This is a genomic window from Arthrobacter sp. A2-55 (genome assembly GCF_025548615.1).
GTDB lineage: Bacteria > Actinomycetota > Actinomycetes > Actinomycetales > Micrococcaceae > Specibacter > Specibacter silviterrae.
The window spans coordinates 17,618-32,678 of record NZ_JAJLOZ010000031.1 but is presented as its reverse complement, the minus strand read 5'-3'; the positions used below and the strand labels follow the sequence as shown (position 1 = coordinate 32,678).

Here is a 15,061-nt window from a genome sequence, read left to right as displayed (position 1 = left end):
TCTGTGGACAGTTAAGTGCACAAGCGGGGCCGGCCTGCGGATAACTCTGGGCTCCCCTGTGGATGGCCGAAATGGCGCGGAAAGTTCTCCACCGGTGCCCACAGGCCAAGGCGGAGCAGCCTCACACCTTGTGCACAGGGCAGATTGGCGGGATCACGCGTACCAGCCGGGTTATCCACAGTATCCACAGGACTTATTAACACTACGAATCCCAAGAATTATTCGTTTCAAACAACATTTTCATTCCCCTGCCAACCGGGCCCTCCCGGCCAAACAGGAATGTCATTTCCCGCTGGCCAAAGGGCTAAGCTGTCTGCAAGCATGTAATTCCAAACGAAAGCCCAACAGTCCCCCTGGGGGCTCCTGTTTCCCTGCGGCACCACACACTTTTCGCACAATGAAAGGCGGCACCCTTCCGTGAAGTTCCGAGTCGAACGGGATGTTCTGACCGAAGCAGTCAGCTGGGCCGCACGATCCTTGTCCCCCAGGCCCCCGGTACCGGTCCTCTCCGGCCTGCTGCTCAAGGCCGAAGCCGGAACGCTGAGCCTGGCCAGTTTTGACTACGAAATTTCAGCACGCCTGGAAATCCCCGCAGACATCGCGGAGGAGGGCACCATTTTGGTGTCAGGGCGCCTGCTCGCAGACATTTGCCGGAGCCTGCCCTCGGCTCCCGTCGAGGTTGAAACCGATGGTTCCAAGGTGACGCTGACCTGCCGCAGCAGCCGTTTTCACCTGGCCACCATGCCGGTCAGCGACTATCCTGAATTGCCCGCCCTCCCCGAGCTCAGCGGAACAGTTGACGGCGAGGCCTTTGCCCAGGCCGTCTCCCAGGTGATCATCGCCGCCAGCAGAGACGACACACTGCCCATCCTGACGGGCGTCAAAATGGAGATTGAGGGTGACCTGATCACCCTGCTCGCCACAGACCGCTACCGTCTGGCCCTGCGCGAAATCCGGTGGAACCCCACCTCCCCCAACATCTCGACCGGAGCGCTGGTCAAGGCAAAGACCCTGAGTGAAGTTGCCAAGACCCTCGGCGGGTCCGGGAACATCAACATTGCCCTGTCGGACAACAGTGAACTGATCGGCTTTGAGAGCGGCGGGCGCCGAACCACCTCGCTGCTGGTGGATGGTGACTACCCCAAAATCCGGTCCCTCTTCCCGGACAACACGCCCATCCACGCAACGGTTGAGACCCACGCCCTGGCCGAGGCTGTCCGGCGTGTGAGCCTGGTGGCTGAACGCAACACTCCCGTCCGCCTGATCTTCACCGATGGACAGCTCACCCTTGACGCCGGCACCGGCGAAGATGCCCAGGCCTCCGAAAACCTGGAAGCAACCCTGGTGGGCGAGGAAATCACCGTCGCCTTCAACCCGCATTACCTCAGCGAAGGTCTTAATGCCTTCGACAGCAAATACGTCCGTTTTTCCTTCACTTCCGCACCCAAGCCGGCCATGCTGACGGCGCAGGACGACGTCGACGGCGACAACCGGGACGACTACCGATACCTGGTGATGCCGGTCAGGCTGCCTTCCCAGTAGCCCCGCGTCAAGGAAATCAAGCTTCCACCACCGCCACAAAACAAATCAAGAAAAGGGAGTTACCGTGCACATCGGACTTGTCGGACTTGGAAAAATGGGCTTCAACATGCGTGCCCGGTTGCGCGAGGCGGACATCGAAGTCACCGGATACGACAGAAATCCCGACGTCACGGACGTTCCCTCGCTGGCAGAACTTGTTGCTGCTGTACCCGCCCCGCGCCTGATCTGGGTCATGGTTCCCTCAGGCGACATCACAGACTCGGTCATCACTGAACTCTCCCAGCACATGGAGGCCGGTGACCTGCTGGTTGACGGGGGCAATTCCCGCTTCACCGAGGACCAGCGCCACGGCGCCCTGCTGGCTGAGAAGAAGATCGGCTTCATGGACGTGGGTGTCTCGGGCGGTGTGTGGGGCTTGAAGAACGGTTACGGCCTGATGGCCGGCGGTTCGGCCGAAAACGTGGCGTGGGCCATGCCCATCCTGGACGCACTCCGGCCCGCAGGAGATCGAGCCGACAGCTTTGTCCACGTCGGCGACATCGGTGCCGGCCACTACGCGAAGATGGTCCACAACGGCATTGAATACGGGCTCATGCAGGCCTACGCCGAAGGCTATGAACTGCTGGCAAAGAAGGAAATCATCCAGGACCTGCCGGGCACCTTCCGCGCCTGGCAAAAAGGGACAGTGGTCCGCTCATGGCTGTTGGACCTGATGGTCAAGGCCCTCGACGAAGATCCGGGCCTGGAGTCCATTGACGACTACGTTGAGGATTCGGGGGAGGGCCGCTGGACAGTGGAGGAAGCCATCGCGAATGCAGTGCCCGCCCCTGCCATTACCGCAGCACTGTTTGCCCGTTTTTCTTCCCGTGAGGACAATTCCCCGGCCATGAAGATGGTTTCCGCGCTGCGCCACCAGTTCGGTGGGCATGCCACCAAGCCTGCAGGGTCCTAGCCGGAAAAGAGCCGGGCACTGCCGTGTTTCTTGAACATCTTTCGCTCACCGACTTCCGCAGCTACGAGCAGGTGGAACTGTCGCTCTCTCCCGGGGTGACAGTGCTGGTCGGTTCCAACGGACTAGGCAAAACCAACCTCGTCGAGTCAATCGGCTACCTCTCCTCGCTGGCCTCCCACCGGGTCAGTTCCGATCTGCCCCTGCTGCGAATCGGCACGGAACGGTCACTGATCCGGGCCCAGCTGGTACGGGGCGAACAAAAAGTCATGGTCGAGGTGGAGATCAACGCCTCCCGGGCCAACCGGGCCAGGATCAACCGGGCCAACCCCGTCCGTGCCCGTGACATCCTGGGGATCTGCCGGAGCGTCCTTTTTGCTCCAGAGGACCTGGCGCTGGTGAAGGGCGATCCCGCCAACCGGCGCCGTTTCCTGGACGAGCTGTTGGTGGTGCTGGCCCCGAAACATGCCGCAACGCGCATGGAATATGACAGGGTGCTCAAGCAGCGCAACGCCTTGCTCAAGTCTGCCCGGGCCGCCCACTTTTCGCGGTCCGGCGTCAATGAAGGGCAGCTGGCCACCCTGGACGTGTGGGATGCACACCTGGCTGCGGCCGCGGCCAAATTGCTGGCCGCCCGCCTGGACCTGGTGGAACGGTTGCGTCCTTACATGGCCGAGGCCTACGCACAATTGACGGATGGCACCAAGACGCTGCAGGCCATTTACCGAAGCAGTCTGGACACCCCGGCAGGGATACAGGACATGCACGACGGCGACAGCGCCGACACTTCCGGCCAGCCGGCGTCCCCTCCCGAAGACGGCGAACTGGCCAACTGCACCGAGGACGAGCTGGCCAAAAGGTACATCGCGGCCCTGTCCGCCGCCCGGCCCCGGGAACTGGACCGCGGCATGACCCTGGTGGGACCCCACCGGGACGACCTTGAATTGCTGTTGGGGGACTCGCCCGCCCGCGGATACGCCTCGCATGGGGAATCGTGGTCCGTGGCGCTGGCCCTGCGCCTGGCGTCGTTCCATGTGCTGGGCGCGGACTCCCCCATCGCCGGCAACCAGCCCATCCTGATTTTGGACGACGTTTTTGCCGAACTGGACGCCGAACGGCGCAGCAAGCTGGCCCTGATGGTGGCCGGTGCCGAGCAGGTCCTGGTGACGGCGGCCGTGGGAGGGGACATTCCGGACGAACTGGCCGCAGCGCATGTGCAGGTCATTCCCGGCGGGGTGCAGGCACGTGGGCTCTGAGAAAGCCCCCACCCCGGGTGCGCGGCACGACGCCACCGGCCGGAAGAGCCGGGTGGCCGCTGCCGCGACCGACCATGTCACGGAAGTGGATGCGGCGCAGGCAGCCCTGAACCGGATGCGAACCATTGCCAAGAGCCGCGGTGAACTGCGCATTCCGCGCAGCCGCCTGGGCGAAAAGGCAGTGCCCAGGGGCAAACGCCAGCCATTTCTGGACCTGGTGGACGGCGGCCGCGACCCCCAGGGGCTGGGAAAGGTGGTCAGCCGCCTTGTTTCGGACCGCGGCTGGACCTCGCCGCTGGCCGTGGGGTCGGTGATGGCGCAGTGGGACACCCTGGTCGGCGCGGACATTGCAGCGCACTGCCGGCCGGAAAGCTTTGAAGCCACCACCTTGCATGTGCGCTGCGACTCCACCAGCTGGGCCACGCAACTGCGCCTGCTCTCCTCATCGCTGCTGGCGAAGTTTGACGCCGAACTGGGGGCCGGCGTCGTGGGCAAAATAATGGTCCTGGGGCCCGCGGCACCGAGCTGGCGCAAGGGTTTCCGCAGCGTCAAGGGGCGCGGCCCGCGCGACACCTACGGGTAGGGTGCCACGCGGCCCCGCGAAAAGTGTCAAACGCCCTGCTGGGCGACTGGAACCCCCGCGGGCGTACATCCCCTCAGCGGTGGAGCAATTGTGGCACGCTAGGGCACTTTTCTCGCCTCTGAAGGCACGTTTGGGCAGGGTTTGCCCCAGCCGCAAGGTAGAATTAGAGGCAGGACCGTCTCCCTGCGGCGTTGAGATGCTTTTTGAGGCTTCACCGGGAGCGGTATTTACGTGCCTTCACGGGATGAGCCGGGTGCCTGATCTTAGGGGTGCCCGCGGCATTACCGCTGGCGGCAATCGGGCTAACTATAAAGGGGTCGAACGCGCCTGTGACAACGAACAATCCGGAGAACCCGGGGAACGCGATGAATCCGGAGCAGGGTGGCCCCGCAGGGGAAGGCGTGGTTGTCGAAACCGCGGCCCCGCCGGTCGAGGCCCCCCACTACGATGCCAGCGACATCACGGTCCTGGAAGGACTGGAAGCGGTCCGCAAGCGTCCCGGCATGTACATCGGTTCCACGGGCCTGCGCGGCCTGCACCACCTGGTCTATGAGGTGGTGGACAACTCCGTTGACGAGGCACTGGCCGGCTACTGCGACCACATTGAAATCACCCTGACCTCCGACGGCGGCGTGCGCGTGGTGGACAACGGCCGCGGCATTCCCGTGGACATCCACCCCACCGAGGGCAAGCCCACGGTTGAAGTGGTCATGACCATCCTGCACGCCGGCGGCAAGTTCGGCGGCAGCGGCTATGCGGTTTCCGGCGGCCTGCACGGGGTGGGCATCTCCGTGGTGAATGCACTGTCCCGGCGCGTCGACACCGAGATCCGACGCAAGGGCTTCGTGTGGCGCATGAGTTTCGCCGATGGCGGCAAGCCGCAGGGAACCCTGGTCAAGGGCGAGGCCACCACGGAAACCGGCACCATCCAGACGTTTTACCCGGACCCGGAAATCTTTGAATCCGTGGAGTTCGACTTTGAAACGCTCCGTGCCCGCTTCCAGCAGATGGCCTTCCTGAACAAGGGCCTGAAGATCACGCTCAGCGACGAGCGCGTGCCGGAGAACCACGACGAGGACCCCGACCTGGATGCGATTCCGGAGGGCAAGGACATTGCCACCGGCAAGCGCGTGGTTGTGTACCAGTACCTGGACGGCCTGCTGGACTACGTCAAGTACCTGAACTCCTCCAAGAAGTACGAGCCCGTCCACGAGGACGTCATTGCCTTTGAAACCGAGGACACCACCCGGCACATGGCAGTGGAACTGGCCCTGCAGTGGACCACGTCCTTCTCCGAAAGCGTCCACACCTACGCCAACACGATCAACACCCACGAGGGCGGCACCCACGAAGAGGGCTTCCGTGCCGCGATGACGTCGCTGATCAACCGCTACGCGCGGGAGAAGAACATCATCAAGGACAAGGATGACAACCTCACGGGCGATGACATCCGCGAGGGCCTCACGGCAGTCATTTCGGTCAAGCTCTCGGAACCGCAATTTGAAGGACAGACCAAAACGAAGCTGGGCAACTCGGAGGTCAAGGGATTCGTCCAGCGTGTGGTCACGGACGGCCTGGGAGATTGGCTAGAACGCAACCCCGGCCCCGCCCGGGACGTGATCCGCAAGTCCATCCAGGCTTCACAGGCCCGCCTGGCTGCACGCAAGGCGCGGGAAAACACCCGCCGCAAGGGACTGCTGGAATCCGGTGGCATGCCCGGAAAGCTCAAGGACTGCCAGTCCAAGGACCCGGCCCTGTCCGAGATTTACATTGTGGAGGGTGACTCCGCAGGCGGCTCGGCCGTCCGCGGCCGCAACCCAACCACCCAGGCCATCCTGCCGCTGCGCGGCAAGATCCTGAACGTGGAGCGGGCGCGCTTGGACCGCGCCCTGGGCAACGCCGAAGTGCAGGCCATGATCACGGCATTTGGTGCCGGCATTGGCGAGGACTTTGACGTGGACAAGGCCAGGTACCACAAGATTGTGCTGATGGCCGATGCCGACGTGGATGGCCAGCACATCACCACCTTGCTGCTGACACTGCTGTTCCGCTACATGCGGCCGCTGATCGAGAGCGGCTACGTCTACCTGGCCCAGCCGCCGCTGTACCGCATCAAGTGGTCCAACGCCCCGCACGACTACGTGTACAGCGACAAGGAACGCGACGCCGCCCTGGCCGCCGGTGCAGCTGCCGGACGGCGCATTCCCAAGGACAACGGCATCCAGCGCTACAAGGGCCTGGGCGAGATGGACTATTCCGAACTCTGGGACACCACCATGGACCCGGCCCACAGGACATTGCTGCAGGTCACCATGGAAGACGCCGCCGAGGCTGACCAGATCTTCTCCATCCTCATGGGTGAGGACGTTGAATCCCGCCGAAACTTTATTCAACAAAACGCCAAGGATGTCCGCTTCCTCGATATTTAGGACCGGGTTCACCCCGACTTCATATAACGAATCAGACATATTTTGGGATTGGAATATAAAAGACTATGAGTGACGAAACACCTGAGAATCCGGGCAGCGAACAGGCCGGCGAAGTGGTCCTCGAAGGCGACGTGGTAGTTGGCCATGACAAGATCGAACAAATTGACCTGCAGGAGGAAATGAAGCGTTCCTACCTGGACTATGCCATGGCCGTCATCGTGGGGCGTGCACTCCCCGACGTCCGTGACGGGCTCAAGCCTGTGCACCGCCGCGTGCTGTATGCCATGTTTGACGGCGGCTACCGCCCGGAGCGCTCCTTCAACAAGTGTGCCCGCGTGGTGGGCGAGGTCATGGGCCAGTACCACCCGCACGGTGACTCCGCCATTTACGACGCCCTGGTCCGCCTCATTCAGGACTGGACCATGCGCTACCCTTTGGCCCTGGGACAGGGGAACTTTGGTTCCCCCGGCAATGACGGCGCGGCCGCGCCCCGTTACACGGAAACCAAGATGGCCCCCCTGGCCATGGAAATGGTCCGGGACATTGACGAGGAAACTGTCGACTTCCAGGACAACTATGACGGCAAGAACCAGGAACCGACCATTCTGCCGTCCCGGTTCCCGAACCTTTTGGTCAACGGGTCCTCCGGGATCGCCGTGGGCATGGCCACCAACATTCCCCCGCACAACCTGCGCGAGGTTTCCGAGGGTGTCCAGTGGTTCCTGGCCAACCCCACCGTCACCCGCGAGGAACTGCTTGAGGCGCTGATCCAGCGCATCAAGGGACCCGACTTCCCCACAGGAGCACAGATCCTGGGGCGCAAGGGCATTGAGGACGCCTACCGGACCGGCCGCGGCTCGATCACCATGCGCGCCGTGGTCAACGTGGAGGAAATCCAGGGACGCACCTGCCTGGTGGTCACCGAACTGCCCTACCAGGCCAACCCGGACAACCTGGCCATCAAGATCGCCGAACTCGTCAAGGACGGCAAGATCGCCGGCATCGCCGACCTGCGCGACGAAACCTCGGGCCGCACGGGCCAGCGCCTCGTCGTCGTCCTCAAGCGCGACGCCGTGGCCAAGGTTGTCCTGAACAACCTCTACAAGCACACGCAGCTGCAGGAAAACTTCAGCGCCAACATGCTGGCCATCGTCGACGGCGTGCCGCGCACGCTGCCGCTCGATGCCTTCATCCGCCACTGGGTCACCCACCAGATGGACGTCATTGTCCGCCGCACCCGCTTCCGCCTTCGCAAGGCCGAGGAAGAGGCGCACATCCAGCGGGCACTGCTCAAGGCGCTCAACGCCCTGGACGAGGTCATTGCGCTGATCCGGCGCTCCTCCACCTCGGAGGAAGCCCGCGACGGCCTGATGTCCCTGCTGGAGATTGACGAAATCCAGGCCAAGGCCATCCTTGACATGCAGCTGCGCAAGCTGGCCGCCCTGGAACACCAGAAGATCCAGGACCGGGCGGACCAGCTCGAAACCATGATCACCGAATTCAACCGGATCCTGGCGGATCCGGAAGTGCAGCGCGGCATCGTCAGCGACGAACTGGCCGACATCACCGCCCGCTATGGCGACGAACGGCGCACCGAAATCATGATGGGCTACGACCCCAACATGAGCATGGAAGACCTCATTCCCGAAGAGGAAATGGTGGTGACCATCACCCGCGGCGGCTACGTCAAGCGCACCCGCAGCGACAACTACCGCACACAGCACCGCGGAGGCAAGGGCGTCAAGGGCGCCCAGCTGCGCGGGGACGACGTCGTCGAGCATTTCTTCGTCACCACCACACACCACTGGCTGCTGTTCTTCACCAACCTGGGGCGCGTTTACCGGGCCAAGGCCTATGAGCTGGCCGAGGCCGGCCGGGACGCCAAGGGCCAGCATGTGGCAAACCTCCTCGCGTTCCAGCCGGATGAAAAGATTGCCCAGGTCATGGAACTCCATGACTACCAGCAGTCGCCCTACCTGGTCCTGGCAACGCGCAACGGCCTGGTGAAGAAGACCCGGCTTGAGGACTACGACACCAACCGTTCGGCCGGCGTCATCGCCATCAACCTGCGCGACGACGACGAACTGGTCTCCGCACAGCTGGTTTCAGACACCGATGACCTCATTCTGGTGTCCCGGAAGGGCCAGTCCATCCGGTTTACCGCCACCGACGAGGCCCTGCGCCCCATGGGACGCGCCACCTCCGGGGTGACGGGCATGAAGTTCCGCGACCGGGACGAACTGCTTGCCGCAGCCGTGGTGACCGATGACTCCTATGTGTTCATTGTGACGGAAGGCGGCTACGCCAAGCGCACCGCCGTCGACGAATACCGGCTGCAGGGCCGCGGCGGGCTGGGCATCAAGGTCGCGAAGCTCGTGGAGGACCGTGGCGACCTGGTTGGCGCCTTGATCGTGCAGGAAGACGACGAGGTGCTGGTGGTCATGAGCGGCGGCAAGATTGTCCGCTCCAATGTCTCCGAAGTGCCCGCCAAGGGGCGCGACACGATGGGGGTCATCTTCGCCAAGCCGGACAAGCATGACCGCATCATCGAAGTGGCCCGGAACAGCGAACGCGGCCTGGACCAGGACGACCTTGAGGAAGCCACGGACGACGACGGCGCCGAGGCAAATGGTGGACCCCAAGCAAACGATCAGGTAAATGAAGTACCGTTAACCGACCCTGACGCAACAAATGGAGGTACCGATTGAGCTCGAGCAACCCGAATCCGCGGCCCAGTACCGCCCCGAGGGTAGGCGCGCCAGCCCGGCCGCAGCAGCGTCCAGGCACCTCTTCGGGCCCCTCAGCGGTCAAGCGCCCGTCCCATCCGCCGCTCGTCAAGCCGGCCCCCAAGGCGAAGGCACGCCGTGCCCGCCTGCTGGTCAGCAAGGTGGAGCCCTGGTCCGTGCTGAAGATGGCATTCCTGCTGTCCGTGGCCCTGGGCATCATTACAGTGGTGGCCTCCATTGTGCTGTGGTCGGTGCTTGACGTCATTGGCCTCTTTGACAAGGTCAACTCCCTCATGACGGACATTCAGGGACCCGAGGGCGGAACCGCCTTCGACCTGATGAAGTATGCATCCCTGGGCCAGGTGGCCTCCTACGCCACCATTGTCGCCGTCGTCAACGTGGTGCTGCTGACCACCCTCTCCATGCTGTCGGCGGTGCTGTACAACATCTCCGCCACCTTGGTGGGCGGCATCGGCGTCACCCTGACGGACGACTAAATCGGCCCGAATTTACTGCAAATTCCGCGAATTGGCGGGTTCAATAAACGGTTGGACCCGCCGATTTGTGAGTTGGGGAATGTGTGGGGTAAAGTTTTATCTCGGCCCGCTGAGGGCCGATGAGGGCGCATAGCTCAGGCGGTTAGAGCGCTTCGCTGATAACGAAGAGGTCCCAGGTTCAAGTCCTGGTGCGCCCACGGAACCATTGCCGGTTCCCAGTCAAGGATGGTGTGCAGTGCGCAAGTTGCTGGTTTTAGCCGCAGCTTTGGGCGCTGCGGTTTTCTTGAACAGGAAGTGGCTGGATTCCAAGGTTGCCAAGGCAACGTGGAGCAAGGCGACGGACACCGTCAACTAGTTCCAAAGGTACTGAACCACCCCATGGGGGCATGGCGCAATTGGTAGCGCACCTGCTTTGCAAGCAGGGGGTTCGGGGTTCGAGTCCCCGTGCCTCCACCATGGAAAACACCCCGGCCAGCAGGCCGGGGTGTTTTGTTTTGTTCGGGAAGCAGCCCGGGTGCCCTACTGTTGACAGGTGATCTTATTCCTGGCGGTTCTGGGCATTGTGGGTGTTTCGGCATCCGGGCCGATCATGGCAGCAACGGCCGCCCCCGCCCTGACCATCGCCTTTTGGCGCAATGCCCTCGGCGCGCTCACGATGGGTGCACCCGTGCTGGTGGGCGGCAGGGGCTCAATCGCCTCACTGGGACGCACGGAACTTAAGTTTTCAGCCATTGCCGCCGTTGCCCTGGCCCTGCACTTTGCCTGTTTCATTACGTCCGTGAAGCTGACAAGTGTTGCGGCCGCAACAGCGCTGGTCTGCCTGCAGGCCGCCTGGATTGCCCTTTTCCAATGGCTTCGGGGACGGCGTCCGCCATTTCTCATTGTCCTGGGACTGGGCGTGGCCCTGGGAGGCGTGGTGGTGATTACCGGATTTGATGTGGGCGTCTCCGGCGATGCGCTGGTGGGCGACCTTCTGGCCCTGGCCGGCGGCGCCCTGGCCGCCGTGTACACGCTGGCCGGATCACGGGCCCGCAAGAGCATGTCAACGCCGTTGTATTCGACCATTTGCTACGGCATCGCATCCGTTGTCCTGCTCGCAATGTGCCTGGCCCTGGGGCAGCCACTGATCGCCATTCCGCCGGTAGCCTGGCTGGGCATTATTGCCGTCACCATTGCCGCCCAAATCATGGGGCACACCATCTTCAACCACTTGCTGGCGACCATTTCCCCGCTGGTGGTCTCCATGATGATCCTGTTGGAAATTCCCGGGGCCGCCTTGCTGGCCGGCATCTTCCTGGGCGAAATGCTCCCGGCCGGGACCTACCTGGGGCTGGCCCTGATCATTGCCGGGCTGGCCGTTGTGGTGCTGCACCAAGGCCGCGGAGGACTCAAGCGGGCATCGACGGCCGGTTAACTGGCCGTGGCCCCGGATCAGCTGAGATCCAGGGCCACTTGCCACAAACGTTGCCGCCGGGAGCAGGCTACTTGTTGGGAGCCTTCGGCTTCGGCGTGGTGTCCTTGGCTGCCGGCTCCGGGATCGTGGCTGCATCTTCCGGGCCGGCGTCAGCGGCGGATTCGGCAGCGTCCACAGTGTCCAGTCCTTCGGTGCTGACGGCAGCCGCGGGCACGGGGGCCGGCGTTGCCTGCGGCTCCTCGGGAACTGCCGCCGGAACAGTTGCGACGGGGGCCGGCGTGGTGACAGGGACGGGGGTCTTCCACGGGTCCGGCACCGGCTTGGATGCCTTCCATGCGGCAACGCCCGCGGCAGTGGCCGCCGCGATGACACCCAGCACGATCCAACCCTTGCCGCCCTTCTTCTGGCTCCGCTTGAGTTCAGCCGCGGCCTGCCTGGCCGCCGCAGCGGCAGCCTTTTCGGCCTTGGCCAGGGCCCGCTTGCCGCCCGCCACCTTGGCGACCACCACGTTTGCCGGCTCCGAGGCGCTTGTCTTTTCCAAAGCGGATCCCACGGCCTGGGCGGCATCGCCCAACTTTTCCGAGAACAGCGGGATGTAGTCCCCAACCATCTTGTCCTTGGCGGAGGTGAGCGCGGGAGTTGCCCTGTTCAGGGCCTCCTGGACCCGGGGAGCGGCATCGTCAAAGGCGTCGGAAATCCTCGGCCCAAGCCGGCCCAGGCCGTCCTGGATTTTCGGCGTAACGGAAGCTACGCCGTCGGCGGTGAACTGTGCAGCCTTGCGAATGCCTTCCTGAACTTTGGGGGAGGCATTGTCGATGCCCTTTTGAATCTTCGGCGCAGCCCAGTCGCGGGCAGCCTCGACACGGGGCGTGGCCCATTCCACGCCGGTGGTGAGGGACTCTTCCAAGTCGTGGGTCAAGCGTTCTACTGTCTTCACGTTTTTCCTCCAGATGTCAGGGTCTTCACCATTTAGCCTACGTCGCGCATGGCGCACGTGCCATGCTCCTTGAGTTCGCCCGGCGCGGAAAGTCCCCCGTGGGCAGGAATTTTGCCAGTTTGACATGGCAGAATGTCGCCATGACTGCTATCCCAACCGCAAAAGCAACTATCAACACCAGCCTGGGCGACATCGTGGTGAACCTGTTTGGCAACCACGCACCCAAGACGGTCGCCAACTTTGTTGGCCTGGCCACCGGTGAAATCGAATGGACCCACCCGGGCACCGGCGAGAAGACGAACGCGCCGCTGTACAACGGGACCATTTTCCACCGCATCATCAAGGACTTCATGATCCAGGGCGGCGATCCGCTGGGCCGCGGTATTGGCGGACCGGGCTTCCAGTTCGACGACGAGATCAACCCCGACCTGAACTTCAACGACCCGTACAAGTTCGCCATGGCCAACGCCGGCATCCAGGGCGGTCGCGGCACCAACGGTTCACAGTTCTTCATCACCACGGTCAACACCAGCTGGCTCCAGGGCAAGCACACCATTTTTGGTGAAGTTGCCGACGACTCCTCCAAGGCAGTCGTTGACGCCATTGAGGGCGTTTCCACCGGTCCCGGCGACAAGCCGCGCGAGGACGTTGTCATCAACTCGGTGACCGTCGAGCAACTCTAGCTACGGGCTTAACCTCCCTTTGGACCCACCCGGCTGCCGGGGTCCGCGCAGGCCAAGCCATTTTCGGCTGGCCCTGCCCGGGCCCCGGCGGCCACACACTTTTAAGCCTCTTCCCAAGGAACCACCACCATGAGCTCTGCATATCCGGCACCGGGAACCCCTGTGGGGGCACCAGTCTGCCCACGGCACCCCGACCGCGTCTCCTATGTGAGCTGCCAGCGGTGTGGCCGGCCAACGTGCCCGGACTGCCAGCGAAGTGCGGCCGTGGGCATCCAATGCGTGGACTGCGTCCGGGAGTCCGCCAAGGCCGTGCGGGCGCGTCGGACCATTTTTGGCGGCGGGGTGACCACCGGCCGTCCCATGGTCACCATCACCATGATGGCCATCTGCGTGGCCATGTTTGTCCTGGACTGGGCCATCCCCAAGGACTTCATCTTCCAGAACTTTGCCTACGCGCCGTTCACCACGGAAACCCAGCCATGGCGCATGGTGACGTCTGCGTTCCTGCATTCCACGAACATCATGCACATCGCGTTTAATATGTATGCCCTGTGGATTTTGGGCAGCGCCCTGGAACCTGCCTTCGGCCGGCTGCGCTTCCTGGCTGTCTATCTCATCAGCGCGCTGGCCGGGTCGGTTGCAGTTTTGTTGATGTTCGCGGACCCGCTGACTCCTGTGGTGGGGGCCTCTGGCGCCATATTTGGCCTCTTTGGCGCGCTCTTCGTGGTCCAGAAGAAGCGCGGCGGGGACCTGCGCCAAATTGTGGTGCTGCTGCTCATAAATGCCGCACTGGGGTTCTTCATCCCCAACATTGCCTGGCAGGCGCACCTGGGCGGGCTGATCGCCGGCGCGCTGTGCACTGTGGCCATTGCCTACGCCCCGGCCAACGCCCGGCGCAATGTGGTCCAGTGGGGCGGCATGGCCGCCGTCGTGCTTGTCATGGTGGGGCTTGCCCTTTACAAGGTCTCCACCTTTCCCCCTTACGTGGTGGGTTAGGGCTTGAGCCGGCGGTAGTCGCCGGCGTAGTGGAGCAGCGGTGAGGCCTCGGGAGACGGCCCGGCCTCGCTGCCCATGCCCACCACTTCCCCCACCACCAGCAGGTGCGTGGCCGCCACATGGACGGCCGTGGTGGCGACCTCAAAGTAGGCCAGGGAACCGGCAATGACGGCGCAGCCGGTGGCCGGCCCCCGCTTGAACTCGATCTGGTTGAGCAGGCCCTCTATTGGCGTGCCCGGACTCGCCAGCCAGTTGGCGGCCCGCTTTTGCTCCGTAGGGAGCAGCGTCAGGGCCCACTGTCCCGACTCGACTACCGCCTGGGCAATCCTGGACCCTTCATAGAGGCTCACCAAAAGTGTCGGAGGGTCATAGGACACTGAGAGGTAGGCGGTCACCGTGGCGGCATAGTCACGGCCGCGCAGCACGGTGCTGACAATGGCGACGCCTGCGGCCTGCTCGGCGCCCAGCCGGCGAAACTCATCGATGTCCGCTTGCGTGGGCGCCTGTGGGGATACGCGTTGGGAGTCCAGCGGCTCTGTGAGTTCCATGCCTCCATGGTCCCACGGCTGCCTAATTGTCCACAGGCTTGTCCACACATGGGCATAACTTACAGACTTGTAGTTCTAGAAGGTGAAAACCCGTCGAACAGCTACTTGTCCACATGGTTGTTCACACTGGGTATAAGTTACACACATGTAATTCCACAACTGTGGATTACTTTCTGGCGGCACTGTCCAGCAATTAAGGGGAAATCTGGCATAAGTTATCCACTTCTGTGGATAACTTTGTGAACAACCGAGTGCGGAGAGGTTTTCGAATACGGCCTGTGGATAGTTCGAATAAGTTGTCAACGTCCGTGGATAAGTTTCGGATCGATGCCATCACGATCCACATCCTGTGGATAACCATGGGGACAAGGTGTGAACAACAATAATTGCCGGCGTGCTGTGGGTTCACGCGATGGCTGCCCGTGTTCTCAATTTCGTGTCGCCGGCGGGCTGCCGGAGCTGGAGCATCAATGGCGGCTGGGCAGGTGCGTGGTGCCGGCG

General features: G+C 63.1%; 13 protein-coding genes and 2 tRNA genes. 13 read left to right on the top strand and 2 right to left on the bottom strand.

What is annotated here, in order from left to right; translation table 11 throughout:
- Nucleotides 1-417 precede the first annotated feature (417 nt).
- The 11 genes from dnaN to LPN03_RS10400 all read left to right on the top strand — a co-directional run bounded on the left by dnaN (nt 418) and on the right by LPN03_RS10400 (nt 11,396).
- Nucleotides 418-1,542 (top strand): DNA polymerase III subunit beta, encoded by a 1,125-nt coding sequence (gene dnaN, locus LPN03_RS10450; RefSeq protein WP_165182744.1) that lies wholly within the window; start codon nt 418-420, stop codon nt 1,540-1,542.
- A gap of 64 nt (nt 1,543-1,606) precedes the next feature.
- The gene (gnd, locus tag LPN03_RS10445; protein WP_165182745.1) at nt 1,607-2,494 is read left to right on the top strand and encodes a phosphogluconate dehydrogenase (NAD(+)-dependent, decarboxylating); all 888 of its coding nucleotides are present in this window, start codon (nt 1,607-1,609) and stop codon (nt 2,492-2,494) included.
- Between the two features lie 23 nt (nt 2,495-2,517).
- Complete coding sequence (recF, locus tag LPN03_RS10440; protein WP_262454194.1) at nt 2,518-3,747, top strand: DNA replication/repair protein RecF; 1,230 nt, start codon at nt 2,518-2,520, stop codon at nt 3,745-3,747.
- Nucleotides 3,737-4,330: a DUF721 domain-containing protein gene (locus LPN03_RS10435; protein WP_410468578.1), complete on the top strand. Its 594-nt coding sequence runs from the start codon at nt 3,737-3,739 to the stop codon at nt 4,328-4,330. Before recF ends, LPN03_RS10435 begins: the two co-directional genes overlap by 11 nt.
- 365 nt (nt 4,331-4,695) lie before the next feature.
- Nucleotides 4,696-6,759 carry a DNA topoisomerase (ATP-hydrolyzing) subunit B gene (gene gyrB / locus LPN03_RS10430; protein ID WP_262454201.1) on the top strand — a complete coding sequence of 688 codons (2,064 nt, stop codon included), beginning with the start codon at nt 4,696-4,698 and terminating at the stop codon, nt 6,757-6,759.
- Between the two features lie 65 nt (nt 6,760-6,824).
- A complete protein-coding gene (gene gyrA, locus LPN03_RS10425) occupies nt 6,825-9,467 on the top strand; it encodes a DNA gyrase subunit A (RefSeq protein ID WP_262454193.1) in 2,643 nt (880 codons plus the stop codon).
- Nucleotides 9,464-9,982 (top strand): DUF3566 domain-containing protein, encoded by a 519-nt coding sequence (locus LPN03_RS10420; protein ID WP_165182749.1) that lies wholly within the window; start codon nt 9,464-9,466, stop codon nt 9,980-9,982. Before gyrA ends, LPN03_RS10420 begins: the two co-directional genes overlap by 4 nt.
- 123 nt (nt 9,983-10,105) lie before the next feature.
- A tRNA-Ile gene (locus LPN03_RS10415) sits at nt 10,106-10,179 on the top strand.
- 38 nt (nt 10,180-10,217) lie between these two features.
- On the top strand, nt 10,218-10,337 hold the full coding sequence (locus LPN03_RS10410) for a DLW-39 family protein (protein ID WP_262454192.1): 120 nt from the start codon (nt 10,218-10,220) through the stop codon (nt 10,335-10,337).
- 25 nt (nt 10,338-10,362) lie between these two features.
- Nucleotides 10,363-10,438, top strand: a tRNA-Ala gene (locus LPN03_RS10405).
- A gap of 76 nt (nt 10,439-10,514) precedes the next feature.
- Nucleotides 10,515-11,396 (top strand): DMT family transporter, encoded by an 882-nt coding sequence (locus LPN03_RS10400; RefSeq protein WP_262454191.1) that lies wholly within the window; start codon nt 10,515-10,517, stop codon nt 11,394-11,396.
- Nucleotides 11,397-11,463: 67 nt separating this feature from the next.
- Here the strand turns inward: LPN03_RS10400 and LPN03_RS10395 are convergent, their stop codons facing one another.
- Nucleotides 11,464-12,333 carry a hypothetical protein gene (locus LPN03_RS10395; RefSeq protein ID WP_262454190.1) on the bottom strand — a complete coding sequence of 290 codons (870 nt, stop codon included), beginning with the start codon at nt 12,331-12,333 and terminating at the stop codon, nt 11,464-11,466.
- Between the two features lie 140 nt (nt 12,334-12,473).
- Here LPN03_RS10395 and LPN03_RS10390 point away from each other — a divergent pair, with 140 nt between their 5' ends.
- Complete coding sequence (locus tag LPN03_RS10390) at nt 12,474-13,016, top strand: peptidylprolyl isomerase (protein ID WP_165182752.1); 543 nt, start codon at nt 12,474-12,476, stop codon at nt 13,014-13,016.
- Nucleotides 13,017-13,280: 264 nt separating this feature from the next.
- Nucleotides 13,281-14,012: a rhomboid family intramembrane serine protease gene (locus tag LPN03_RS10385; RefSeq protein WP_316255773.1), complete on the top strand. Its 732-nt coding sequence runs from the start codon at nt 13,281-13,283 to the stop codon at nt 14,010-14,012.
- Here the strand turns inward: LPN03_RS10385 and LPN03_RS10380 are convergent.
- Nucleotides 14,009-14,560, bottom strand: a complete 552-nt coding sequence (locus LPN03_RS10380; RefSeq protein ID WP_262454187.1) for a flavin reductase family protein — start codon at nt 14,558-14,560, stop codon at nt 14,009-14,011. The genes LPN03_RS10385 and LPN03_RS10380 overlap by 4 nt on opposite strands.
- Between the last annotated feature and the right edge of the window lie 501 nt (nt 14,561-15,061).

Excerpts from the sequence above, each read along its gene's own strand:
- gyrA (WP_262454193.1), top strand. The coding sequence starts at position 6,825 with ATGAGTGACGAAACACCTGAGAATCCGGGCAGCGAACAGGCCGGCGAA.
- gyrB (WP_262454201.1), top strand. The coding sequence starts at position 4,696 with ATGAATCCGGAGCAGGGTGGCCCCGCAGGGGAAGGCGTGGTTGTCGAA.
- LPN03_RS10390 (WP_165182752.1), top strand. The coding sequence starts at position 12,474 with ATGACTGCTATCCCAACCGCAAAAGCAACTATCAACACCAGCCTGGGC.
- LPN03_RS10380 (WP_262454187.1), bottom strand. The coding sequence starts at position 14,560 with ATGGAACTCACAGAGCCGCTGGACTCCCAACGCGTATCCCCACAGGCG.